Origin of the sequence: Streptantibioticus ferralitis, assembly GCF_029223525.1 — a bacterium.
In the GTDB taxonomy this organism is placed as follows: domain Bacteria; phylum Actinomycetota; class Actinomycetes; order Streptomycetales; family Streptomycetaceae; genus Streptantibioticus_A; species Streptantibioticus_A ferralitis.
Window position 1 is genome coordinate 127,386 of sequence record NZ_JARHTQ010000020.1, and the last position, 25,082, is coordinate 152,467.

Here is a 25,082-nt window from a genome sequence, read left to right on the forward strand (position 1 = left end):
GCGGACCCGTCGCGGCCGGGAATCCGCTGGTCGGGGCAATTGTCAGTGGGGCGAGGCACGATGGATGGCATGTCGATCGGGAAGCGGCCGCACACCCCGGATCCAGAGCGGGAGCTGGATCCGGCGTCCGCCTTGGAGCACTTCTCCCCCGCCACCCGCGCCTGGTTCACGGGCGCCTTCACCGCGCCGACCAGCGCGCAGACGGGTGCCTGGCGGGCCATCGCGGAGGACTCCGACGTACTGGTCGTCGCGCCCACCGGCTCCGGGAAGACCCTCGCCGCCTTCCTCGCCTCGCTCGACCAACTGGCGAGCACGCCCGCCCCCGCCGATGCCCGGCGCCGCTGCCGGGTGCTGTACGTCTCCCCGCTGAAGGCCCTCGCCGTCGACGTCGAGCGCAACCTGCGCAGCCCGCTCACCGGGCTGCGGCACGAGGCGGTGCGGCTCGGCCTGCCCGAGCCGGACGTCCGCGTCGGTATCCGGTCCGGGGACACCCCGGCCGCCGAGCGCCGCTCGATCGCCACCAAGCCGCCGGACATCCTCATCACCACACCGGAGTCCCTCTTCCTGATGCTGACCTCCGCCACCCGGGAGGCGCTGCGCGGTGTGGAGACGGTGATCCTGGACGAGGTGCACGCGGTGGCCGGCACCAAGCGCGGCGCACACCTGGCGCTGTCCCTGGAGCGCCTCGACGAGTTGCTGGACCGGCCCGCCCGGCGGATCGGCCTGTCCGCGACCGTGCGGCCGGTGGACGAGGTGGCCCGCTTCCTGTCACCGCGGCGCAAGGTGGCGATCGTCCAGCCGCGCTCGCAGAAGGAGTTCGACCTGTCGGTCGTCGTCCCCGTGGAGGACCTGGGCGAGCTGGGTGGTTCCCCGGTGTCCGACGCCGGTGGCCCGGACGGCGGCGAGCGGCCGTCGATCTGGCCGCACGTCGAGGAGCGGATCACCGATCTCGTGCAGGCCCACCGCTCCACGATCGTCTTCGCCAATTCCCGCCGCCTCGCCGAGCGGTTGTGCAACCGGCTCAACGAGATCGCCTACGAGCGGGCCATGGGCACTGTGTCCGATGAGCGCGGCTCCGCCACGACTCTCCCCGAGGACCACTCCCCCGCCCAGCTGATGGGCGGTTCAGGAAGCGGCCGGGGCGCCCCACCGGTGCTGGCCCGCGCGCACCACGGGTCCGTCTCCAAGGAGCAGCGGGCACTGGTCGAGGAGGACCTCAAGGCCGGCCGGCTGCCTGCCGTGGTCGCCACCTCCAGTCTTGAACTGGGCATCGACATGGGCGCGGTGGACCTCGTCGTGCAGGTCGAGTCACCGCCGTCGGTGGCCTCCGGGCTGCAGCGGGTGGGCCGGGCCGGGCACCAGGTCGGTGCCGTCTCCACCGGTGTGGTCTTCCCGAAGTACCGCGGAGACCTGGTGCAGTCGGCGGTGGTCACCGAGCGGATGCGCCAGGGCGGCATCGAGGCGCTGCGGATCCCCGCCAACCCGCTGGACGTCCTGGCCCAGCAGCTCGTCGCGATGACGGCGATGGACACCTGGGACGTGGAGGAGCTGCTGGCAGTGGTGCGGCGCGCCGCACCCTTCGCCGCCCTGCCGGAATCCGCGTACACCGCCGTGCTGGACATGCTCGCCGGACGCTATCCCTCCGACGCCTTCGCCGAGCTGCGACCGCGCGTGGTGTGGGACCGGGTGGCCGGTACGGTCACCGGGCGCCCCGGTGCGCAGCGTCTGGCGGTGACCTCGGGCGGCACCATCCCCGACCGCGGCCTGTTCGGCGTGTTCCTGGCGGGCGCCGATCCGAAGAAGGGCGGCGGCCGGGTCGGGGAGCTGGACGAGGAGATGGTCTACGAGTCCCGGGTCGGCGACGTGTTCACCCTCGGCACCACGTCGTGGCGGATCGAGGACATCACCCGCGACCGGGTCCTGGTCTCACCCGCCCCCGGGGTGCCCGGCAGGCTGCCGTTCTGGAAGGGCGACCAGCTCGGCCGCCCGCTCGAACTCGGCCGCGCGCTGGGCGCGTTCCTCCGCGAGATCGGCGGCCAGTCCCCGGACGAGGCCCGCGCACGCCTGGCGGCGGCCGGACTCGACACCTGGGCTGCGGACAACGTCCTGGCCTACCTCGACGAGCAGCGCCGGGCCTGCGGCCATGTCCCGGACGACCGGACCATCGTCGTCGAGCGGTTCCGGGACGAGCTGGGCGACTGGCGCATCGTGGTGCACTCGCCGTTCGGCGCGCAGGTGCACGCCCCGTGGGCGCTCGCCCTGGGCGCTCGGCTGTCCGAGCGGTACGGGTTCGACGCGCAGGTCATGCACGCCGACGACGGCATCGTGCTGCGGCTTCCGGACGCCGAGCTGCTGGGCCTCGACCTGCTCGACGTCGATCCGCTGAAGGCCGGTGCGCAGTACGACAGCGAGCAGAGTCCGGTAGGGGCGGCCGATGTGGTCTTCGACAAGGGCGAGATCGAGCAGATCGTCACCGACCAGGTCGGCGGCTCCGCACTGTTCGCGTCCCGGTTCCGCGAGTGCGCGGCCCGAGCCCTGCTGCTGCCCCGCCGCAATCCGGGCAAGCGCACACCGCTGTGGCAGCAGCGTCAGCGGGCCGCCCAACTCCTGTCCGTGGCCTCCGAGTTCGGCTCGTTCCCGATCGTCCTCGAGGCGGTCCGTGAGTGCCTCCAGGACGTCTTCGACGTACCCGGGCTCGCCGAGCTGATGGGCGACATCGAGGCACGCGCGGTCCGGCTGGTCGAGGTGACGACACCCGAACCGTCCCCGTTCGCCCGTTCCCTGCTGTTCGGCTATGTGGCGCAGTTCCTGTACGAGGGCGACTCACCTCTCGCCGAACGGCGCGCCGCCGCCCTGTCGTTGGACTCCCGGCTGCTCGCCGAGCTGCTCGGCCAAGCGGAGCTGCGCGAGCTGCTGGACGCCGACGTCATGGCGGAGCTGGAGCGCGAGCTGCAGTGGCTGGACGAGGACCGAAGGGTCAAGGATCCCGAAGGCGTCGCCGACCTGCTGCGCATCCTCGGCCCGCTCACGTCGGCGGAGCTGACCGAGCGCGGCGCGCAGCCGGACTGGCCGCTGGAGCTGGAGGCGGCCCGGCGGGCCATCCGGGTCCGGATCCGCGGTGCCGAGCACTGGGCGGCGGTCGAGGACGCGGGTCGGCTGCGGGACGCACTGGGGACGGCGCTTCCGGTGGGCGTGCCGGAGGCGTTCACCGAGCCGGTGAAGGACCCGCTCGGCGATCTGCTCGCCCGCTACGCCCGCACCCACGGGCCCTTCACCGCCGCTGACGCGGCCGCGCGCTTCGGCATCGGCGCGGCGGTGGCCGAGGCCAACCTGCATCGGCTCGCCGCAGCCGGTCGTGTGGTGCAGGGGGAGTTCAGACCGGAGGGGCTGAGCCACGAGTGGTGTGACGCGGGGGTGCTGCGCAGGCTGCGCCGCCGGTCGCTGGCGGCGCTGCGGCACGAGCTGGAGCCGGTTCCGCCCGGTGCGCTTGCCGCGTTCCTGCCCCAGTGGCAGCAGGTGGGAACGCGGGCGCTGCGCGGGATCGACGGACTGGTGCGCGCCATCGAGCAGTTGCAGGGCGCCGCCGTGCCCGCCTCCGCGCTGGAGAAGCTCGTCCTGCCGTCCCGGGTCGTCGACTACACCCCGGCGATGCTCGACCAACTCACCGCTTCCGGCGAGGTGATCTGGTCCGGTGCCGGAGCGCTGCCAGGCAAGGACGGCTGGATCACGCTCCATCTCGCCGATACCGCCCCGGTGCTGCTTCCCGAGGCCCTCCCGCTGGAGCTCACTCCACTGCACCGGGCGGTCCTGGGCGCCCTGTCCGGCGGTTACGGACTCTTCTTCCGCCAGATTGCCGATCAGGTCAGGGCCACCATCCCCGATGCGAGCGATCCCCAACTGGCCGACGCCATATGGGAGCTGGCCTGGTCGGGACGGCTCACCAACGACACGCTCGCCCCGCTGCGCGCCCTGCTCGGCTCGGGGCGCACGGCGGGCTCGACGGCACACCGGGCACCGCGGGCCACCCCGCGCGGCCGGTACGGCTCCTCCGTGCCCCGCCCCACGGCGTCACGTACCGGCCCGCCGACCACGGCCGGGCGCTGGTCGCTCGTTCCGCACGCCGAGGCCGATCCGACGGTGCGGGCACACGCGCTGGCCCACACGTTGCTGGACCGGCATGGCGTGGTGACCCGGGGCGCGGTCGCCGCCGAGGGGGTCGAAGGTGGTTTCTCCGCCGTGTACCGGGTGCTGTCCGCGTTCGAGGAGAGCGGGCAGGCGCGTCGCGGCTATGTGGTGGAAGGCCTGGGCGCGGCCCAGTTCGCCATGGACGGCGCGGTGGACAGGCTGCGTGCGGTGCACACCGCGCGGGAGCGCGAGGAGGCGCAGCCCGCGACACCGCGCGCCGTCGTACTGGCCGCCGCCGACCCGGCCAACGCCTATGGTGCCGCCCTGCCCTGGCCCGATCCGCCCTCCGGAACGGACGGCCGCGCCGGGCACAAGCCGGGCCGCAAGGCGGGCGCGCTGGTGGTCCTGGTCGACGGCGAGCTGACGCTGTACGTGGAGCGCGGCGGCAAGACTCTCCTGGCATGGGACGGTGACTCCGCAGAGGACAGCCCCCGTCTGCGGGCGGCCGTGCAGGCCCTGGCCGACGCCGTCCGCGATGACGCGCTGGGCAGGCTGACCGTGGAGCGCACCAACGGCGAACCGGCCCTGCTCTCCCCCTTGGGCCGCGCCCTGGAAGCCGCCGGTTTCCACCCCACCCCGCGCGGCCTGCGCCTGAGGCCCTCCGGCGTCACCGAGCACGACTGACGGCACACCCGCCAGGCGGCGAACGGCCGACCAGCACCGTCGCCGCGGTCGTACGCGGATCCGGTCGCGGCATGATGAGGGTGAGCGCGAAGGAGTTTGGCGTATGCCCGAAGGAGACACCGTCTGGCTGACCGCGCGCCGTTTGCGGGAGGCGTTGGCGGGGCGTGCGGTGGTCCGCTGCGACCTGCGCGTTCCCAAGCTCGCCTGCACCGATTTCTCCGGGCGCCGGATCGAGGATGTGGTGTCGCGCGGCAAGCATCTCCTGACCCGGTTCGAGGGCGGCTGGACGCTGCACTCGCATCTGCGGATGGATGGCGCCTGGCATGTCTACACCGCCGGTGAGCGGTGGCGCGGCGGGCCGCACCACCAGATCCGGGCGGTGCTGGCCACCGCCGAGTCCGTGGCCGTCGGCTACCGCCTGCCGGTTCTCGAACTGCTCCGCACCACCGAAGAGGACTCCGCGGTCGGCCATCTCGGCCCTGATCTGCTGGGCCCGGACTGGGATCCGGCCGAAGCGCTGCGCCGACTGCTGTCGGACCCCGCGCGCCCCGTCGGCGAGGCGCTGCTCGACCAACGCAATCTCGCCGGAATCGGCAACGTCTACAAGTCGGAACTGTGCTTCCTACGCGGCGTCACCCCTTGGACGCCGATGGGCCAAGTCGCCGCGCCTGAGCGGATGGTGGCCCTGGCCCACAAGCTCCTCGACGCCAACAAGGCCCGCCATGGCCATATCACCACGGGCAATCCCCGGCGCGGCCGCACCCACTGGGTGTACAACCGAGCGCACCACCCGTGCCTGCGCTGCGGCACCCCGGTACGCATGGCGGAACAGGGACCGCCCGGCGAAAGCCGCGTCACCTACTGGTGTCCAAGCTGCCAGAACGGGCAGGCCCCGGAGCCACGCTGACGATCTGTCAGCAATGGTCGTCAAGCTCCCTGTCACGAAGGCGGGTTCGCGACTCAGCGGACATCGCGGATATCGCGGTCGCACCGACGGGAGCGAACGCCCGGCCCACCGCCGGCTTGCGCGGCGTCGGCAACGGGCGGGCAGCCACGCACGGCGCGCTCCGCCGCCCGGACCGGGGCCCCCGCCATGGAGCCACGTGCACCGGCAACAGGCCCAGGGTCCAGCCGCTCACCGCGAACCCCTGCTCAACCGGGCTCACCTGCGCGGGCTGAACGGCCACCCGCAGCACCGCCCAGCACCACAGCAGGCCGAAGGCGCCACCGACCGCGCGGCGCACAGAGCGCCACGCCGACGCGCCATGCCTCCGTGTATCCCCCTGGGCTGCTTCCGATCGAGCATCCATGGCCGCCTCCGATATCCCCGAGGCTGCGACAGGAGCCGACCAGGGCTCCCGTACAGGGTCCGATGCCCCTTACGAGTGATCATTAGCCCTCCGGTACGACGAGCGGAGCAGTCTTCACTCGATGGGAGTACCCCGAAAATACGTACCGTAGTGATGCGCTACCGTACGCGATCACTCACACCTGGCTGTTCTCCGCCTGGAACATCCAGCAGTGCTTCTCCAGTCAGCGGTCAGCCCGACGATGATGTCCTGCGACACCGGGCCGGGTGCCTGCGTGGTCTTGATGCGCTCGCGCATCCGCGCGATGACCGTGCCCAAAGCTATGGTGGCGATGGCGCTGGTCTTGGCGACCGTCTCGGCCCTGCCGTCCGGCGGTACCCCGATCGCGCAGGCCCGCTCGGCCACCGTGTCGGCGTAGGTCCGTGCCGCGCTGACGACCTCATCGAGCTGCGGATGCACCGGACGGAACCGAGGTCCGACGATGTTCCAGTGGGCCTGCTTGGCCACCAGGGACAGGCCCGCCGGGTCGACCAACGCGCCCTGCAGGGCGTCTCCGACCACCTTGCGAGCCTCGTCGGGCAGTGCGTTCTTCACGGCCCATGGTTCACCTCCGCGCGCCATGCGGGACTTGAGCCCGTTCGTCCGTTCAACAGGCGCCTGCCCGCTCGGCCCTCGCGAAGCATCACGGACCACTCGGCTCTCGCGAAACATCGCACCGCCACGAAACGGCCCGCCCGGCGCCGCGCATGCGCAGCATGGCATCAGCGGCGCACGCGCAGCAGGACATGCGAAAAGGCCGGGCACCAGACGGCAACGCCGCCCAACAACCCGGCCTCGGGCCGAAACGGCCCGCCAGCTCTCACTACCTCGCTGCCGCGTCACCGCCGCAGCGCCGCAAACGGTCAGGCCGCGACCACATCCACGGCCTCCGCCTGCGGTGGCTTGATCGTCACACGAGTGCCTGGCACATGAGTGACCGTCTCCAACATCGACCGCACCGGCACGGCCGCCACCTCCGAGGCCGCCGACTGAGCCAGCTCGGCGAGCGACAGCTCATCGCTGACCTCACGCATGACCTCGGACATCCGTACGTCCAAGGCATCGCAGATCGCGGAGAGCAGTTCGGAGGAAGCTTCCTTCTGGCCGCGCTCTACCTCAGACAGGTAGCCCAACGAGACTCTGGCCGATGCCGAGACCTCGCGCAGAGTGCGGCCCTGACGCTGGCGCTGCCGACGCAGCACGTCACCCAGCAGGCGACGGAGCAGAATCATCGGTGGCTCCCTCCTCGGACCGCGGATCCGTAAGCTTCTCGCCCCACCGTACCGCCTCGGGCAGCGGCCGTGCGGGGAGCGATGACGTGTTCACTAAGGGCTGCAAACATCAAATTCCCCCGTGCTGTTCCGTATCCTGTGCCCTCGCGTTCACATGGTCGCTCTTCCGCGCCCCCCGCACCGCCTCCATCAGCAGTTCCAGTGCCGCTGTCACGGTGGCGGCGCGGATCACCGCGCGGTCGCCGTCCAGCCGCAGCGAGCCGACGGACGTCCCGGACGGACCGGCGACGGCCACGTAGACCGTGCCCACCTCCTTGCCGTCCTGCGGGTCCGGACCGGCGACCCCGGTGGTGGCCAGCCCCCAGGTGGCGCCGAGGCGGCGCCGTACGCCCTGCGCCATCTCCTCGGCGACCCGCGGGTCCACCGCACCGCGCGCCGCGAGCAACGCGCCGTCCACGCCGAGGACGTCCTGCTTCAGATCGGTCGCGTACGCGGTGACCGAACCGCGGAAGGTACGGGACGCGCCCGGCACCGCGGTGATCGCCGCGGCCACCAGGCCTCCGGTCAGCGACTCGGCGACGGCCAGCGTCGCACCCTGCCGCTCCAGCAGCCCCAGCGCCTCGGCGGCGGTCATGCGTCGCCGCCTCCCGCCGCAGCACGCTCAGCGGCCCGCTGGGCGGCCAGTCCGGCCCGCCGCAGCACCACGGCCTGCCGGACGTAGTCCAGGCCGGTCAGCACGGTCAGCACCACCGCCACCGCCATCACCCAGGCCCGTAGCGTGGCCAGCGGTCCGGTCAGCGCCAGTACGTACATCCCGACCGCGATCCCCTGGGTGAGGGTCTTCAACTTGCCGCCGCGGCTGGCTGGAATCACCCCGTGCTTGATCACCCAGAACCGCATCAGCGTGATGCCGACCTCGCGGAAGAGGATGACGGCGGTGACCGCCCAGGGCAGGTCGCCGAGGGCGGACAGGCCGACCAGCGCGGCACCCATGATCGCCTTGTCCGCTATCGGGTCGGCGATCTTGCCGAAGTCGGTGACCAGGTTGTAGCGGCGGGCCAGTTCACCGTCGAAGAGATCGGTGATCATGGCGATGGCGAAGGCCGCCCACGCGAAGGAGCGCCACACCGGGTCGTGACCACCCGCGTGGATCAGCAGCAGCACGAATCCCGGTACGAGCAGCAGCCGCACCATGGTCAGGATGTTGGCGATGTTCCACAGGCCGACCGGCCGGTCCACCGGGTCCCCGAGGTGGTCGGGAGAGGCCGCGGGCCGGTGACCGCCCGCCGCGGACGCCGGTACACCGGTCATCTGGCCACCCTCTTCGTACCGTCGGGCCCCGGGCCGCCCACCAGCGGCTCGGCCACCAGGTCGACGCCCTCGGTGTCCACCACCTTCGCGGTGACCAGGGTGCCGACCGCCAGCCCCTCGGACGAGGTGAGCACGACCTGGCCGTCGGTCTCCGGGGCCTGGTGCACACCGCGGCCGACGGCCTCGCCCTCGTCCAGCGACTCGACCAGCACCTCGACCGTCTCGCCCAGCCGCTCCTCCGCGCGTTGCGCGGTGAGCTCCTCGGCCAGCCGGGAGACTCTGGCGAGACGCTCGGCGACCACGTCCTCGGCCAGCTTGCCGTCGTATCCGGCGGCCTCGGTGCCCTCCTCGTCGGAGTAGCCGAACACACCGATGGCATCCAGCCGGGCCTCGCTGAGGAAGCGTTCCAGCTCGGCCAGGTCGGCCTCGGACTCGCCGGGGAAGCCGACGATGAAGTTGGAGCGGACACCGGCCTGCGGTGCCTTGGCGCGGACCGTCTCCAGCAGCCCGAGGAAGCGCTCGGTGTCGCCGAACCGGCGCATCGCGCGCAGCACACCGGGCGCCGAGTGCTGGAAGGACAGATCGAAGTACGGGGCCACCTTCGGCGTCGAGGTCAGCACGTCGATCAGGGTCGGCCGCATCTCCGCGGGCTGCAGGTAGCTGACCCGGATCCGCTCGATCCCGTCGACCGCGGCGAGCTCGGGGAGCAGCGTATCCAGCAGCCGGATGTCGCCGAGGTCCTTGCCGTACGAGGTGTTGTTCTCGCTGACCAGCATGACCTCCTTGACGCCCTGCTCGGCCAGCCAGCGGGTCTCGCCGAGGACGTCGGAGGGGCGGCGCGAGATGAACGAGCCGCGGAAGGACGGGATGGCGCAGAAGGCGCACCGCCGGTCGCACCCCGACGCCAGCTTCACCGAGGCGACCGGGCTGGAGTCCAGGCGGCGGCGCAGCGGCGCACGCGGCCCGGAGGCGGGTGCGACGCCCTCCGGCAGGTCATCGGGGGCCTGGGCGTGGCCGGGCAGCGCCACCGCGGTGTCCTGCCGCGCCGCCGGGCTGATCGGCAGCAGCTTGCGCCGGTCACGCGGGGTGTGCGGGGCGTGGATGCCGCCGGAGAGGATGGTCTGCAGGCGGCCGGAGATGTCCGCGTAGTCGTCGAAGCCCAGCACGCCGTCGGCTTCGGGCAGCGCTTCCGCGAGCTCCTTGCCGTACCGCTCGGCCATGCAGCCGACGGCCACGACCGCCTTGGTGCGGGCCTGACCCTTCAGGTCGTTGGCCTCCAGCAGGGCGTCGACCGAGTCCTTCTTGGCGGCGTCGACGAAGCCGCAGGTGTTGACGACGGCGACATCGGCTTCGCTGGCATCGCCGACGAGCTGCCAGCCGTCCGCCGCCAGACGGCCGGCGAGCTCCTCGGAGTCCACCTCATTGCGCGCGCAGCCGAGAGTGACCAGAGCGACGGTACGGGGTTCGGGCATGGGCTCAGCCTACTTTGTCCGCGCCCGCCCCCAGTCCGGGTGCTCCTTCCCGCTGGTTATCCGGCCTGCGGATTGCCGGGGGTGAAGTTGGTGCGGACCAGCTGGCCGTCGCTGCCCGCGGTGCCGAGATCCTTGCCGTTGACGAACATCTTCACCGCGCCGGCGTTGCCGAGCACCAGGGAGATCTTCTTGTCGTCGGTGAAGGTCTTCGACTGTCCCTGGTCCAACAGTCCTTCGAAGAGCGAGTGCCCGTCGTTGGCCGTCGCGGTGACCCAGCTCTTGCCGCCGTCGGCGGTGAGTTTCACGGTGACCTTGTCGGCCGGGGCGGCGGCGATGGCGCTGCGGCTGGGCTCCGGGCGCTTGGTGGGGGGCGTGTGGGACGGCTGGGGGGCGCTGGGATGGGCCTGCGAGGCGTTCCCCGCCATCGACTCGCTTCCACTGCGCGCACCGCTGAACATCGTGAAGCCGACGAAACCGACCACGATCACGATCGCCGCGACCATGGCCGCGGTCCAGTTGGGGCGGCGCGGCTCGGGGCGGATCTTCTCCGCCTCGTAGACCGGCGCCACATGAGTGGGGCTGGGTCTTCCGCCGTGCTCGCCGTCATAGCTCTCGATCAGCGGCGCCGGATCGAGACCCACCGCACGCGCGAGCGTACGGACATGGCCTCGGGCGTAGACGTCGCCGCCGCAGCGGGAGAAGTCGTCCTGCTCGATCGCATGCACGAGGGGCGCCCGTACCCGAGTGGCCGCGCTTATCTCTTCGACGGTCAGACCGGCGTCGAGACGTGCCCGCTGCAGGGCGCGGCCGATGGACAGGGGTGCCTCGGAAGCTGCGTCGGAAGGTGAGTTGCCGATGGACACGGGGGCGCCTTTCGAGCGTGTAGCCACCTGCTGGAAATACAGTTTAGGGGCGGTAGGCAAGCATCGGGCAAGCGGACGAGATTACTTTGTCCGCCACCAGGGTCCACCTGGTCTTGACCACCGGATGTTCCTCCGTCGGCCGTCGGCCATCTGCCTGCCCTCTGCCCCCGTTTGACGTACGAACAGCGCTTACGGTTGCCCGTTCCGCCGACCCGAATGGACCGTCCGGGTGACGGCACGACCGCGCTCAGGGCTGGGCGTCACCGCGGATCACGGCGAGCACCCCGTCCAACTCGTCGGGCTTGACCAGGACGTCGCGCGCCTTGGAGCCCTCGCTCGGCCCGACGATGTTGCGCGATTCCATCAGGTCCATGAGTCTGCCCGCTTTCGCGAACCCCACGCGGAGTTTGCGCTGAAGCATCGAAGTCGAGCCGAACTGGGTGGACACCACCAGCTCCGCGGCCTGCAGCAACAGGTCGAGGTCGTCGCCGATCTCCTCGTCGATCTCCCGCCTGGCGCCGCCGGGACCGGTGACGTCGTCCCGGAAGACCGGGGTGAGCTGGGACTTGCAGTGGTCGACGACGGCGGAGACCTCGGCCTCGGTGACGAACGCGCCCTGCAGCCGGATCGGCTTGTTGGCGCCCATCGGCAGGAACAGCCCGTCGCCCTTGCCGATCAGCTTCTCGGCGCCCGGCTGGTCGAGGATGACCCGGCTGTCGGCGAGCGAGGAGGTGGCGAAGGCCAGCCGGGAGGGCACGTTCGCCTTGATCAGGCCGGTGACGACATCGACGCTCGGCCGCTGGGTGGCCAGCACCAGATGGATTCCGGCCGCGCGGGCGAGCTGGGTGATGCGGACGATGGAGTCCTCTACATCGCGCGGCGCGACCATCATCAGGTCCGCCAACTCATCGACGATCACCAGCAGATACGGATACGGGGTCAGTTCGCGTTCGCTGCCCTCGGGCGGTTTGGCCTTCCCCGACCGCACCGCCGCGTTGAAGTCGTCGATGTGGCGGAAGCCGTACGCCGCGAGGTCGTCGTAGCGCAGGTCCATCTCCCGGACCACCCACTGCAGCGCCTCGGCGGCCTTCTTCGGGTTGGTGATGATCGGCGTGATCAGATGCGGAATGCCTTCGTAAGCGGTCAGTTCGACGCGTTTGGGGTCCACCAGCACCATGCGGACCTCGTCCGGGGTGGCCCGGGCCATGATCGAGGTGATCAGACAGTTGATACAGGAGGACTTACCGGATCCGGTGGCACCGGCGACCAGGACATGCGGCATCTTGGCGAGGTTGGCCATCACATAGCCGCCCTCGACGTCCTTGCCCAGGCCGACCGTCATCGGATGTTCCTCGCCTGCCGCGTCCGCCGAGCGCAGCACATCGCCGAGGTTGACCATCTCCCGGTCGGAGTTGGGGATCTCGATGCCGACCGCCGACTTGCCCGGAATCGGACTTATGATCCGCACGTCCGGACTGGCGACCGCGTACGCGATGTTCTTGGTGAGGGCGGTGATCCGCTCGACCTTGACCGCCGGGCCGAGTTCGACCTCGTAGCGGGTGACCGTCGGTCCGCGGGTGAAGCCGGTGACCGAGGCGTCGACCTTGAACTCGGAGAAGACACCGGACAGCGAGGCGACCACGGCGTCGTTGGCGGCGCTGCGGGTGCGGCCGGGACCGCCGCGCTCCAGAAGGTCCAGCGACGGCAGTGCGTAGGTGATGTCGCCGGAGAGCTGAAGCTGCTCGGCGCGCGGGGGCAGCGGATCGGCGACCGGGGGCGCGGGCTTCTTGGTCAGGTCCGGTACGGCGTCGGCCGGGGGCGCGGACTCCTCGGCGCGCGCGGCCGGTACCGCCGACCCCTGCCCGCCCTTGACCATCGAGATCCGGCTGGTGATGTCGGCGACGACCGGCGACGGGTGGACCCCGTGCAGCACGGCGCCGTCCAGCGCGGCCGCGGCCGCCGCGGCGACATCGACCGGGTCGGGTTCGCCACGCGCCGGGCCGGGCTTGGAGAAGTCCACAGGCCCGCCCTGGCCGCGCCGCGAGCGGCGGCGGCCCAGTTCCTCGGCCTCCACCACCGCGGCGTCCACGACGTCGGCCGGAGCGGCCCGGCGGGTACGGGACCGGCGGGGCCGCGGCTCATCGTCCGGTTCGCCGTACGCGGCTTCCTCGTACGGCTCGTCGTTGTGGTCGTACCCGTCGTCGTCACCCGCGTCGTACAGCCCGAGCCGGGTGCCGAGTTGTCTGAGCCGATGCGGAATCGCGTTGACCGGGGTGGCGGTGACCACCAGCAGCCCGAAGACCGACAGCAGCACCAGCAGCGCGACGGCCAGCGCCGAGCCGACGGTGAACAGCAGCGGCTTGGAGGCGGCCCAGCCGATCATGCCGCCCGCGTCCCGCAGCGCCTGCGCGCCCTGTCCTCGCCCGGGCGCGCCGCAACCGATGTGGATCAGCCCGAGTACGCCGATGATCAGCGCGGACAGGCCGATGACGATGCGCCCGTTGGCCTCCGGCTGTTCCGGATGGCGCATCAGGCGGACGGCGACGACACCCAGCAGTATCGGCACCAGCAGGTCGAGCCGCCCGAACGCGCCGGTCACCAGCATGTCGATCAGATCGCCGACCGGGCCGCTGAGGTTGGACCAGGTGCCGGCCGCGATCACCAGCGCGAGTCCGAGCAGCAGCAGCGCCAGACCGTCCTTGCGGTGCGCCGGGTCCAGCCCCCGGGCGCCGCGGCCCACACCGCGGAACACCGCGCCCACGCTGTGCGCGAGACCGAGCCACAGCGCGCGCAGCAGACGCAGGATCGGACGGGTGGGACTCGGCGCCGGTTTGGGCGCGGCCTTGGGGGCAGCGGCCCGCTTGGCGGGCGCCTTCTTCGCCGCCGGACGTGCCTTCCCCGCGGTCTTCTTGGCGGGCGCCTTCTTCTTCGCGGCGCCCGCCCCGGCACCCGACGTGCGCCCGGTGCGCTTGGCGGGAGCCGCAGAGCCGCTCGAACCCTTGCCGGACGTACGTGAGGCCATGGTGCCGAGGTTACCGCCGTTGCCCCAGGGCCAGGTACGAGGCGTCGCATACGCCCGTTCGTGTCGCGGCCCAGATGTAGCAAGGGTGACGCGGCGTCAACCGGTCATCCTTGCGGGGGCACCGACGACGGCCCCGGGTCGGCGCCCGGCTCCAGTGCGTCCAACGCCCGCCGCAGCCCGGTCAGCTTGCGCTCCAGATGTGCCGCGGTGGCCACCGCGGCGGCGTCGGCGGAGTCGTCCAGCTGCTTGGACAGCGCCTCCGCCTGCTCCTCCACCGCCGCGAGCCGGGCGGACAGTTCGGCGATCAGCCCGGCGGGCTCCCTGGCCCCGTCGGCTCCCTGGTGCCCGCCCTGCTCCAACTGCAGGCGCAGCAGGGCGGCCTGCTCACGCAGCTGGCAGTTCTTCATGTAGAGCTCGACGAAGACCGAGACCTTCGCCCTGAGCACCCACGGGTCGAACGGCTTGGAGATGTAGTCCACCGCACCCGCCGCGTAACCACGGAAGGTGTGGTGCGGACCGTGGTTGATGGCGGTCAGGAAGATGATCGGGATGTCGCGGGTGCGTTCGCGGCGCTTGATGTGCGCGGCGGTCTCGAACCCGTCCATGCCCGGCATCTGCACATCGAGCAGGATCACCGCGAAATCGTCCGTGAGCAGCGCTTTGAGCGCCTCCTCCCCGGACGATGCCCGAACCAGCGTCTGATCGAGCGCGGAGAGGATGGCCTCCAGCGCCAGCAGATTCTCCGGCCGGTCATCGACCAGGAGGATCTTGGCCTTCTGCACCATAGCCCGTCCTCCTCGGCCCGGCATGGGGCCTCCCCTGCTCGATGAGCTCGGGGAAGCACCGGGCGCCGCCCCCAGGGACGACTCCTGTACGCCGCCCGTCCTTGTGCCGGTCATGGTAGCCGCACCCCGTCGCTCGCCACACCCTGTCACCGCCATGTCACTGTGCACCTAGCAGAAACGTGGCGGGAGACCAGAAGGTTCCCTGCATACCGCACTCTCACACCCCTTCGAGCACGCCTTGTTGTGCGATGACGCATTCTCATCCGGCTCTCACCCGGCTCCCTTCCCCCGGCCCGCCTCGCGCTGTTCGCCTTCGCCCGTCTCAACGCGCCCGCATCCACTGTTCCATGACCGACAGCAGGTGATCGGTGTCCACCGGCTTGGTGACGTAGTCGGACGCGCCGGACTCGATGCTCTTCTCCCGGTCACCCTTCATCGCCTTCGCGGTCAGCGCGATGATCGGCAGCCCGGCGAACTGCGGCATCCGACGGATCGCCGACGTGGTGGCATAGCCATCCATCTCCGGCATCATGATGTCCATCAGGACAACGGCGACATCGTCGTGCTGCTCCAGCACCTCGATGCCCTCACGGCCGTTCTCCGCGTACAGCACTACCAGTCCGTGCTGCTCCAGCACACTGGTCAGCGCGAAGACATTGCGGATGTCGTCGTCGACGATCAGCACCTTCTGCCCGCTGAAGCCGCCCCGTGCGGCGCGCTCAGTGCGCCGCACGCCGTCCTGCCGGCCGCCGTCCACCCAGGAGTCGGCTCCCGGCTGCTGCCCGACCCTGCCGGGTTGTGCGGCACGGTCCGGGGACGGCACCGCCCGGCGGCGCAGCCGCGCCAGCCCGCCGCCGCGGCCGTACGCGCCGCGGTCGGGCTCCTCCCCGGGCATCTCCACGGCGGCCAGCTCATCGGCCGACGCGGCGCCGTCCATCCTGGACGCCTGCTCCCTGGTGGGCAGTTCGCCGGTGCTGAGCGGCAGGTAGAGCGTGAACGTCGAGCCGCGGCCCGGCTCGCTGTCCGCGTGGATCTCACCGCCGAGCAGCCGGGCGATCTCGCGGCTGATGGACAGGCCGAGGCCGGTGCCGCCGTACTTGCGGCTGGTCGTGCCGTCGGCCTGCTTGAACGCCTCGAAGATGACCCGCATCTTGCTCGCCGCGATGCCGATGCCGGTGTCGGTGACCGAGAACGCGATCATGTCCTGGTCGGGGTCGCGCAGCGAGCCGGACTCCAGCATCTGCTCGCGGATCGCGATCGGGATCTCCTTGCCCGCCGGGCGGATGACCAGCTCGACGGCGCCCGCGTCGGTGAACTTCACCGCGTTGGACAGCAGGTTGCGCAGCACCTGCAGCAGCCGCTGCTCGTCGGTGTGCAGGGTCATCGGCAGCTCGGGCGAGACCCGGACCGAGAAGTCCAGGCCCTTCTCCACGGTGAGCGGCCGGAAGGTGGCCTCCACGTAGTCGACCAGCTGGACCAGGGCGATACGGGTCGGGCTGACGTCCATCTTGCCCGCCTCGACCTTCGACAGATCGAGGATGTCATTGATCAGCTGGAGCAGATCGGAACCCGCGCCGTGGATGGTTTCGGAGAACTCCACCTGCTTGGGCGACAGGTTGCCGTCGGCGTTGTCGGCGAGCAACTTGGCCAGGATCAGCAGCGAGTTGAGCGGGGTGCGCAGCTCGTGCGACATGTTGGCGAGGAACTCGGACTTGTAGCGCATGGAGACCGCGAGCTGCTCGGCGCGCTCCTCCAGGACCTGCCGGGCCTCCTCGATCTCGGTGTTCTTCACCTCGATGTCGCGGTTCTGCTGGGCCAGCAGCTCGGCCTTCTCCTCCAGTTCGGCGTTGGATGCCTGCAGTGCCTTCTGCCGGTTCTCCAACTCGGCGGAACGCTCCCGCAGTTGTGCGGTGAGCTCCTGGGACTGCTCCAGCAGCCCCTCCGTCTTGGTGTTGACCGAGATGGTGTTGACGCTGGTCGCGATCATCTCCGCGATCTGGCTGAGGAAGTCCTTCTGGATCTGGGTGAGCGGCTGGAAGGAGGCCAGCTCGATCACGCCCAGGACCCGGTCCTCGAACAGCAGCGGCAGCACGATGACATGGGCGGGCGGCGCCTCACCCAGCCCCGAAGCGATCTTGAGGTAGCCGGGCGGCACGTTCTCCACCAGGATCGTGCGCCGCTCCACCGCCGCCTGCCCGATGAGCGACTCCCCCGGCAGGAACGAGGTCGGCATGGTCCGCCGCGAGTAGCCGTAGGAGCCGATCAGCCGCAGCTCGTACGGCTCGGCGTCGGCGCCGCCGATCTCCCCGCGCTCACCGCCCGTCGCGACCTCCTGGGCCAGGAAGAACGCACCGTGCTGCGCGGAGACCACCGGGGTCAGCTCGCTCATGATGAGCGCCGCCACGTCCACCAGGTCGCGGCGGCCCTGCATCAGGCCGGAGATGCGGGCCAGGTTGCCCTTGAGCCAGTCCTGCTCCTTGTTGGCCAAGGTGGTCTCGCGGAGCTTGACGATCATCGTGTTGATGTTGTCCTGGAGCTCCAGGATCTCGCCCGCCGCGTCCGCGTCGATGCGCAGATTGAGGTCACCGCGGGTCACCGCCGTGGCGACCTCGGCGATGTTGCGCACCTGGTTGGTCAGGTTGTTCGCCATCAGGTTCACGGAGTCCGTGAGGTCCTTCCAGATGCCGGATACACCCGGCACCCGCGCCTGACCGCCGAGGCGGCCCTCGGTACCCACCTCCCGCGCGACCCGGGTCACCTCGTCACCGAACGCCGACAGCTGGCCGACCATGGTGTTGATGGTCGTCTTCAGCTCCAGGATCTCACCGCGCGCGTCCACGTCGATCTTCTTGGACAGGTCACCGCGCGCCACGGCCGTGGTCACCATCGCGATGTTGCGCACCTGGTTGGTGAGGTTGGACGCCATCGAGTTCACCGACTCGGTGAGGTCCTTCCAGGTACCCGACACACCCGGCACCCGGGCCTGACCGCCCAACTCGCCCTCGGTGCCCACCTCGCGGGCCACCCGGGTCACCTCGTCACCGAAGGCGGACAGCGTGTCCACCATCGTGTTGATGGTCTCGGCGAGCTGCGCGACCTCACCGCGCGCCTCCACGGTGACCTTCTTCGTCAGATCTCCGTTGGCCACCGCGGTGGAGACCGTCGCGATGCTGCGCACCTGCGACGTCAGGTTGTTCGCCATGATGTTGACGTTCTCGGTGAGGTCCTTCCAGATGCCGGACACATCACGCACCCGGGCCTGACCGCCGAGGCGGCCCTCCGTGCCCACCTCGCGCGCGACCCGGGTCACCTCGTCACCGAACGCGGAGAGCTGGTCCACCATCGTGTTGACGGTGGTGACCAGTTCGAGGATCTCGCCCTTGGCGTCAACCGTGATCTTCTTCGACAGGTCGCCCTGGGCGACCGCCGTCGTCACCTCGGCGATGTTGCGGACCTGGCCCGTCAGGTTTGACGCCATGCCGTTCACAGACTGCGTCAGGTCCTTCCAGGTGCCCGACACGCCCTTCACATCGGCCTGGCCGCCCAGGATGCCCTCGGTGCCCACCTCGCGGGCCACCCGGGTCACCTGCTCGGCGAACGCCGAGAGCTGGTCGACCATCGTGTTCAGGGTGTTCTTCAGCTCCAGGATCTCGCCACGCGCGTCCACGTCGATCTTCTGCGACAGATCACCGCGCGCCACCGCCGTGGCGACCTGCGCGATGTTGCGGACCTGGGCGGTCAGGTTGCCGGCCATGCCGTTCACCGAATCCGTCAGATCACGCCACACGCCCGCCACACCGGGCACCTGCGCCTGACCGCCGAGGCGGCCCTCGGTACCCACCTCGCGGGCCACCCGGGTCACCTGGTCGGCGAAGGCGGAGAGCTGGTCGACCATCGTGTTGATGGTGTTCTTCAGCTCCAGGATCTCGCCACGCGCGTCGACCTCGATCTTCTGCGACAGATCACCGCGCGCCACCGCCGTCGTCACCTGGGCGATCTGCCGGACCTGCGAAGTGAGGTTGCCCGCCATGAAGTTGACGGAGTCGGTCAGGTCCTTCCAGGTACCCGACACGCCGGGCACCTCCGCCTGACCACCCAGACGCCCCTCCGTACCCACATCGCGGGCCATCCGCGTCACCTGGGCGGCGAACGAGGAGAGTTGGTCCACCATGGTGTTGACGGTGTTCTTCAACTGGAGCATCTCGCCGGAGACGTCGACCGTCACCTTCTGCGACAGATCACCGTTGGCCACCGCCGTCGTCACCTGCGCGATGTTGCGCACCTGGCCGGTGAGGTTCCGGAACGCGGTGTTCACCGAGTCCGTCAGGTCCTTCCAGGTACCGGCCGCACCCGGCACCTGCGCCTGACCGCCGAGTTCACCCTCGACGCCGATCTCCCGAGCCACCCGGGTCACTTCGGAGCCGAACGACGACAGCTGGTCCACCATCGTGTTGACGGTGTTCTTCAACTCCAGCATCTCGCCGGAGACGTCGACCGTCACCTTCTGCGACAGATCACCGTTGGCCACCGCCGTCGTCACCTGCGCGATGTCCCGCACCTGCGCGGTCAGGTTCCGGAACGCGGTGTTCACCGAGTCCGTCAGGTCCTTCCAAGTGCCCGCCGCACCCGGAACCTGCGCCTGACCGCCCAGCAGACCCTCGGCACCGACCTCGCCCGCGACCCGGGTCACCTCGTCCGCGAAGGTGCGCAGCGTCTCGGTCATCCCGTTGATCGTCTCGGCGAGCTGGGCCACCTCGCCGCGCGCCGCGATCGTGATCTTCTGCGACAGATCACCGTTGGCCACCGCAGTCGTCACCTGCGCGATGTCCCGCACCTGCGCGGTCAGGTTCCCGGCCATGGTGTTGACCGAGTCCGTCAGATCCTTCCAGACACCCGCGACACCGGGCACCTGCGCCTGGCCGCCGAGTTCACCCTCGGTGCCCACCTCGCGGGCCACCCGCGTCACTTCGGAGGCGAAGGACGACAACTGGTCCACCATCGTGTTGACGGTGTTCTTCAACTCCAGCATCTCGCCGGCCACATGAACCGTGACCTTCCGCGACAGATCCCCCTTGGCCACCGCCGTGGTGACCAGCGCGATGTCGCGCACCTGGGCCGTCAGCCGGGAGGCCATCGTGTTGACCGAGTCCGTCAGGTCCTTCCAGGAGCCCGACATACCGCGCACCCGGGCCTGCCCGCCCAGCTTGCCCTCGGTCCCGACCTCACTGGCCACCCGCGTCACCTCGTCGGTGAACGCGGACAACTGGTCGACCAGGCCGTTGACGGTACGGCCCACCTTGAGGAACTCCCCGCGCAGCGGATGCGCCGAACCGTCCGGACCCTGCGAGCGCAGGTCCATGCGCTGCTCCAGATCGCCCTCGGCGACCGCCGACAGCACCCGCCCGACCTCGGACACCGGCCGTACGAGATCGTCCACCAGCGCGTTCGAGGCGTCGATCGCGGCCGCCCACGAGCCCTCGCAGGCCCCGATCTCCAGGCGCTCGGTGAGCTTGCCCTCCCGGCCGACGACCCGCCGGACCCGCGCCAACTCCCCGGTGAGGTGCTGGTTACGGTCCGCCACCTCGTTGAAGACGGCGGCGATCTCGGCCATCACCCCGTCCCCGGAGACCGTCAGCCGTTTGCGGAAGTTCCCGTCCCGCATGGAAACAAGCGCGGACAGCATCCTGTGCAGAGCGGCTGAGTCGACCTCGACGGTCCCGTTGACGCGGGAACGCGCGCCTTTCGTACGCGTGGCCCCGCCACGCGACGATGCACCAGACTCCACCGTGTCCCTCCCGGAGGGTCGAACGTCGACTTGCCCTGGCCCTTGCCTCTGCCCAAGGCCTTCCCAGTGTTTCACCATGCCGGCCCCCGGCCATAACGGTTCGGCAGCATCGCATACCAAACCCCGGTGTGGTTCCGACAGAGCGATCCCGACGGATCCCGACGGAAAACACCCGCAACCGGCGCACGCGCGCCCCAGGTGGGTAAGTAACCTGGCATCCGGTTGCCCGCCAAGAGCCGGGCGTACACCTGGGCAGCGGAGGGGTGCCGCGACATGCGCGAGCAGAGCGCCGAACGGGGGCCTGTACCGGCCACGGCCAGCGTGCCCGAGACTTGGCTGCGCCATGTGGGAGAGCAGCGAACCAGCGACGACCCGAGTGACCCGCGACACATGAGGAGCCAATTGATCACCGCGCGTGCAGCCGCCACCTTCGAGCCGGTCGGGCGCTCGGTCGCCACCGCACGTGCCTTCGTCCGCGATACCTTGCAGGGTTGGGGCTTCAGCGACGTGGTCGACGACGCCGTCGTCCTCACCAGCGAACTGGTCACCAACGCCGTCGTACACGCGGGCACCGCCGCCGACGTACTGTGCCTGCGCTATCCGGCCTCCGTCCGCATCGAGGTCGCCGACCACTACCCCGAACGCGAAGTTCCGCTGCACGACGGGGACCGCACCAGCTCCCCCGACCGCGAGGGCGGCCGGGGACTCATCCTGTGCTCGGCACTGGCCTCCCGGTGGGGCGTGGAGTACGCCCCGACCCACAAGCAGGTCTGGTTCCAGCTGGACCTGCCGGAACGCCCGGCCGGTACCCGCTCCGCGGGCCCCGCGCTGCCGCTCACCTCGCTGCCCCTCGCCGACGCCCAGGTCCGCGTCGGCGTCATCCAGGTCGACCGCGACGGCATCATCAGCGGCTGGAACGAGGACGCCCAGTCGCTGTTCGGCCACTCCCCGCAGCAGGTCGTCGGCAAGGCACTCGGCGACCTCACCGCCTGGCCGCAGACCCCCGGCACCGGCTTCGGCCTCGCCGAGGCGATGCGGCTCTCCCGCTGGGAGGGGTCGTACGGGCTGCGCGGCGCCGACGGCAAGGTCCAGCCGGTGTACGGCTCCCATCTGCGGGTACGCGACACCTCCGGCGAACCGTCCACGGTCTGCCTGCTGGTACGGGAGCACGAACGCGCCGTCCTGCAAGGGCCGCTGCGCGGATCGGTACCGGACCCCACGCAGACCGACCGAGGCAAGATCACCGCCGACCCCTTCGAGGTCTTCATCGGCTCCCCGGCCCCCGACGACCTCGACGGCCTGCTGCAGCGCACCGTGGAGCGCGCCCGCGACATGCTCGACGGTGACGCGGCCTATCTCCTGCTCGCCACCGACGACGAGACCGAGCTGGAGGTACGGGCCTCCACCGGCCTGCCCGCCGCCCGCCAGCGGTTCGCCCGGGTGCCCGTCGAGGCGGGTACCGGCCGCTACGGCAGCGCCCGGATGCCCGCCGTGCACGAGGACCTCATCGCCGCGCCGGGCGCCGTACCGCTGCTGGCCGGTACCGGCATGCGGTCAGTCGTCACCGTTCCGCTCAAGGTGGAGGGGCGGCTGACCGGCTCCCTCGGCGTCGCCGCCGAGTTCCCCGGCCGCTACAGCAACGAAGAGGCGCTGCGCCTGCAGTTCGCCGCGGACCGGATCGCACTCGCCGTCGAGAGCGCCCGCCTCACCGAGCTGGAACGCCTCCGCCGCGGATCCCTGTCGTTCCTCGTCGAGGCCTCCGACCTGCTGGCCGGAACGCTGGAACGCGACCAGACGCTGGCACTGATGGCCCAGATGACCGTGCCCACCCTGGCCAGCTGGTGCGCCGTCTACACCATCGCCGAGCAGGCCGAGCCGGAGCTGGCCTTCGTCCTGCACGAGGACGAGGACCGGATCGACGGGCTCAAGGCCCTGCTGTCCAGGATCGCTCCGCCCTCCCCCGACCCGACCCCGGGCGCCCGGGTGTGGACCGCGCCGTCCGACGCCGCCCACTCCACCGCACTCCGCGCCTCCCTGCGCAGCCTGGGCCTGGCCGAAGCGGGCCGCCCGGCCACCGGCACCGGCGCGCACGCCACCGCCTCCGCCGTCGGCGGGGAGACGGTGGTACTGCCGCTGGTCGCCCGCAACCGCGTGATCGGCATGCTCACCCTGGGCAAGCCGTCCGACGAGCGCTTCCGCCAGGAGATCCTGGAACTCGCCGAGGACCTGTCCCGCCGGGCCGCACTGGCTCTGGACAACGCCCGGTTGTACTCCGAGCGCACCGCCATCAGCCAGTCGCTGCAGCGCAGCCTGCTGCCGCCCGAGCTGCCGCAGATCCCCGGCGTCGAGGTCGAGGTGATCTACCAGGCCGCGGGCGAAGGCAACGAGGTCGGCGGCGACTTCTACGACCTCTTCCCGATCCGCGAAGGCTGCTGGGGCTTCGCCATCGGCGACGTGTGCGGTACGGGACCGGAGGCGGCCGCGGTCACCGGCCTCGCCCGGCACGCCCTGCGGCTGCTCGCCAGGGAGGGCTTCGGCGGTCCCGCGGTACTGGAGCGGCTCAACGCCGCCATCCTCGACGAGGGCGCCCGCAGCCGCTTCCTGACCCTGCTCTACGGGGAGTTGTGGCCGCAGCGCGACGGCAGCGCCGTTTTGAAGGTCGTCTGCGCCGGACACCCGCTGCCGCTACGGCTCCGCCAGAACGGCAGTGTGGAACCGGCCGCGGAACCGCAGCCGCTGCTGGGCGTGTTGGAGGACCTGGAGCTGATCGAGCAGACCGTGACGCTCGCCCCCGGGGATGTGCTGTTGTGCGTGACCGACGGTGTCACCGAACGCCGTGAGGGCAGCCGGATGCTGGGCGACGACGGACTCGCCGAAGTCCTCGCGCAGAGCACCGGCCTCACGGCGGGCGCCGTGGCGGCCCGAGTACAGCGCGCGGTGGAGCGGTTCGCCGCCGACGCGCCATCGGACGACATGGCGATCCTGGCGATGCGCGTCCCGGAACTCCAGGTCCCGGAGCTGTGAACTCCCGACGCTGCGCGCCGAAATGCACGAAGGCCCCCGCCGGTAGGTAACCGGGCGGGGGCCTTCGTCATCTGAGCCCCAATACGGAATCGAACCGTAGACCTTCTCCTTACCATGGAGACGCTCTGCCGACTGAGCTATTGGGGCGCGCCGACGGAGAAGATCGTAGCTCATTCTCACGCCGACCAGAAATTGACCGCCGGGGACCGGTCTAAAGCAACCCACCCAGTGCGTTGCAGGCCGAGACGATTCGCTCCACCTCGCGCTCGGTGAGCAGTGGATGCACCGGCAGTGACAGTGTTTCGGCGGCCGCCTGCTCCGTGTGCGGCAAATCGGCCGACGTACGGAAAGCGGGAATGCGGTGCAGCGGGGTAGGTACCGGAATTCCCGCATCCACGCCGCGACTTGCCAGTGCCCTGGCGAACGCGTCACGGTCCGGCCGCCCGTTTCCGGGCACCCGCACCACGTACCGGTAATAGACGTGCCGCGCTCCGGCGGCCACGTACGGTACGTGCACGCCCTTCAACGCCGAGTCGAAGACACGGGCGTTAGCCCGCCGCCGGGCGGCGAATCCAGCGACGCGCTCCAACTCCCCCCGTCCCGCGACCGCAGATTCCTCCGTCGGCCGGGTGTCCGGCGTACGCAACTCCCGCACCTTGCGGGCGAGTCGTGGATCTTCCGTGACCACGGCAAGGCTGAACGCCGCCAACACACCGAAGGTGCCGACGGGTTGGCGGTCCAACTCGGCACCGCAGGCCTGCGACGCGTCCTCTATCAGGGCCAGCCCATGGCGGCCTGCCAGCTCGGCCAGACGGCGCATGGGCGCCGGGTGGCCGAACCGGTGGCCGGCGACTATGGCGACGGTGCGCCAGGTGACCGCGGCAGCGACCGCGTCCGGGTCCAGGCAGAAGCTCTGCGGATCGATGTCGGCGAAGACCGGGGTGGCACCCGCGAGCCGGACGGCCTCGATCGCGGCCGCAGGACCGTACGAGGGCACGATCACCTCGTCGCCCGGTACCACCCCCAGCGCGACGAGTGACAACCGAAGGGCGCAGTACCCCTCTTGTACGGCGACGCAGTGCCGCCCGCCCACGAGGTCCGCGAACTCGCTCTCGAACGCGGCGACCAACGATCCCTCGACCACGCTGCCGCTTGGCTTCACGCCGCACCTCCAGTCGTTGAGGTCGCCAGAGTCCCGAGGCCCGACGATCGGCGGCCAAGCGGCGGGTGAACGACGGATGATGAAAACGCAAAAAGCCTCAGTTCCCACGCCGAGGCGTGGGAACTGAGGCTCTGTGAAAACTTGTTCGGCGGTGTCCTACTCTCCCACAGGGTCCCCCCTGCAGTACCATCGGCGCTGAAAGGCTTAGCTTCCGGGTTCGGAATGTAACCGGGCGTTTCCCTAACGCTATGACCACCGAAACACTATG

General features: G+C 70.6%; 12 protein-coding genes, 1 tRNA gene, 1 rRNA gene and 1 pseudogene. 3 read left to right on the forward strand and 12 right to left on the reverse strand.

Annotated features, from left to right (window positions below; translation table 11 throughout):
• Positions 1–69: 69 nt before the first annotated feature.
• On the forward strand, positions 70–4,809 hold the full coding sequence (locus P2L57_RS26605) for an ATP-dependent helicase (RefSeq protein ID WP_275818614.1): 4,740 nt from the start codon (positions 70–72) through the stop codon (positions 4,807–4,809).
• A gap of 103 nt (positions 4,810–4,912) precedes the next feature.
• Complete coding sequence (locus P2L57_RS26610; RefSeq protein ID WP_275818615.1) at positions 4,913–5,716, forward strand: Fpg/Nei family DNA glycosylase; 804 nt, start codon at positions 4,913–4,915, stop codon at positions 5,714–5,716.
• Positions 5,717–6,294: 578 nt separating this feature from the next.
• Here P2L57_RS26610 and P2L57_RS26615 read toward each other — a convergent pair.
• The 9 genes and pseudogenes from P2L57_RS26615 to P2L57_RS26655 form a co-directional block, all read right to left on the reverse strand.
• Positions 6,295–6,740 (reverse strand): annotated as a pseudogene (locus tag P2L57_RS26615) (Dps family protein).
• Between the two features lie 281 nt (positions 6,741–7,021).
• The gene (locus tag P2L57_RS26620; RefSeq protein WP_255931201.1) at positions 7,022–7,390 is read right to left on the reverse strand and encodes a helix-turn-helix domain-containing protein; all 369 of its coding nucleotides are present in this window, start codon (positions 7,388–7,390) and stop codon (positions 7,022–7,024) included.
• Between the two features lie 109 nt (positions 7,391–7,499).
• Positions 7,500–8,024 carry a CinA family protein gene (locus P2L57_RS26625; RefSeq protein WP_275818616.1) on the reverse strand — a complete coding sequence of 175 codons (525 nt, stop codon included), beginning with the start codon at positions 8,022–8,024 and terminating at the stop codon, positions 7,500–7,502.
• Positions 8,021–8,701 carry a CDP-diacylglycerol--glycerol-3-phosphate 3-phosphatidyltransferase gene (gene pgsA, locus P2L57_RS26630; RefSeq protein WP_275818617.1) on the reverse strand — a complete coding sequence of 227 codons (681 nt, stop codon included), beginning with the start codon at positions 8,699–8,701 and terminating at the stop codon, positions 8,021–8,023. The genes P2L57_RS26625 and pgsA overlap by 4 nt, the downstream gene beginning before the upstream one ends.
• Positions 8,698–10,173, reverse strand: coding sequence for a 30S ribosomal protein S12 methylthiotransferase RimO (rimO, locus tag P2L57_RS26635; RefSeq protein ID WP_275818618.1), 1,476 nt, complete (start codon positions 10,171–10,173; stop codon positions 8,698–8,700). The genes pgsA and rimO overlap by 4 nt, the downstream gene beginning before the upstream one ends.
• A 56-nt stretch (positions 10,174–10,229) precedes the next feature.
• Entirely contained in the window at positions 10,230–11,036 is an 807-nt protein-coding gene (locus P2L57_RS26640; RefSeq protein ID WP_275818619.1) for a RodZ domain-containing protein, read from the reverse strand.
• A gap of 247 nt (positions 11,037–11,283) precedes the next feature.
• On the reverse strand, positions 11,284–14,058 hold the full coding sequence (locus P2L57_RS26645) for a DNA translocase FtsK (RefSeq protein ID WP_275818620.1): 2,775 nt from the start codon (positions 14,056–14,058) through the stop codon (positions 11,284–11,286).
• Positions 14,059–14,162: 104 nt separating this feature from the next.
• Positions 14,163–14,843 (reverse strand): response regulator, encoded by a 681-nt coding sequence (locus P2L57_RS26650; protein ID WP_275818621.1) that lies wholly within the window; start codon positions 14,841–14,843, stop codon positions 14,163–14,165.
• Positions 14,844–15,165: 322 nt separating this feature from the next.
• Entirely contained in the window at positions 15,166–20,628 is a 5,463-nt protein-coding gene (locus tag P2L57_RS26655; protein ID WP_275818622.1) for a HAMP domain-containing protein, read from the reverse strand.
• A gap of 402 nt (positions 20,629–21,030) precedes the next feature.
• Here P2L57_RS26655 and P2L57_RS26660 point away from each other — a divergent pair, with 402 nt between their 5' ends.
• Positions 21,031–23,652, forward strand: a complete 2,622-nt coding sequence (locus P2L57_RS26660; protein ID WP_372515936.1) for a SpoIIE family protein phosphatase — start codon at positions 21,031–21,033, stop codon at positions 23,650–23,652.
• Positions 23,653–23,726: 74 nt separating this feature from the next.
• Here P2L57_RS26660 and P2L57_RS26665 read toward each other — a convergent pair.
• From P2L57_RS26665 to rrf, 3 genes are all read right to left on the reverse strand, one after another.
• Positions 23,727–23,799 (reverse strand) — tRNA-Thr (locus P2L57_RS26665).
• A gap of 64 nt (positions 23,800–23,863) precedes the next feature.
• Positions 23,864–24,814 (reverse strand): DegT/DnrJ/EryC1/StrS family aminotransferase, encoded by a 951-nt coding sequence (locus P2L57_RS26670; RefSeq protein WP_275818624.1) that lies wholly within the window; start codon positions 24,812–24,814, stop codon positions 23,864–23,866.
• 143 nt (positions 24,815–24,957) lie between these two features.
• Positions 24,958–25,074, reverse strand: a 5S ribosomal RNA gene (gene rrf, locus P2L57_RS26675).
• Between the last annotated feature and the right edge of the window lie 8 nt (positions 25,075–25,082).

Excerpts from the sequence above, each read along its gene's own strand:
- P2L57_RS26610 (WP_275818615.1), top strand. The coding sequence starts at position 4,913 with ATGCCCGAAGGAGACACCGTCTGGCTGACCGCGCGCCGTTTGCGGGAG.
- P2L57_RS26605 (WP_275818614.1), top strand. The coding sequence starts at position 70 with ATGTCGATCGGGAAGCGGCCGCACACCCCGGATCCAGAGCGGGAGCTG.
- P2L57_RS26625 (WP_275818616.1), bottom strand. The coding sequence starts at position 8,024 with ATGACCGCCGCCGAGGCGCTGGGGCTGCTGGAGCGGCAGGGTGCGACG.
- P2L57_RS26650 (WP_275818621.1), bottom strand. The coding sequence starts at position 14,843 with ATGGTGCAGAAGGCCAAGATCCTCCTGGTCGATGACCGGCCGGAGAAT.
- P2L57_RS26620 (WP_255931201.1), bottom strand. The coding sequence starts at position 7,390 with ATGATTCTGCTCCGTCGCCTGCTGGGTGACGTGCTGCGTCGGCAGCGC.
- P2L57_RS26645 (WP_275818620.1), bottom strand. The coding sequence starts at position 14,058 with ATGGCCTCACGTACGTCCGGCAAGGGTTCGAGCGGCTCTGCGGCTCCC.
- pgsA (WP_275818617.1), bottom strand. The coding sequence starts at position 8,701 with ATGACCGGTGTACCGGCGTCCGCGGCGGGCGGTCACCGGCCCGCGGCC.
- rimO (WP_275818618.1), bottom strand. The coding sequence starts at position 10,173 with ATGCCCGAACCCCGTACCGTCGCTCTGGTCACTCTCGGCTGCGCGCGC.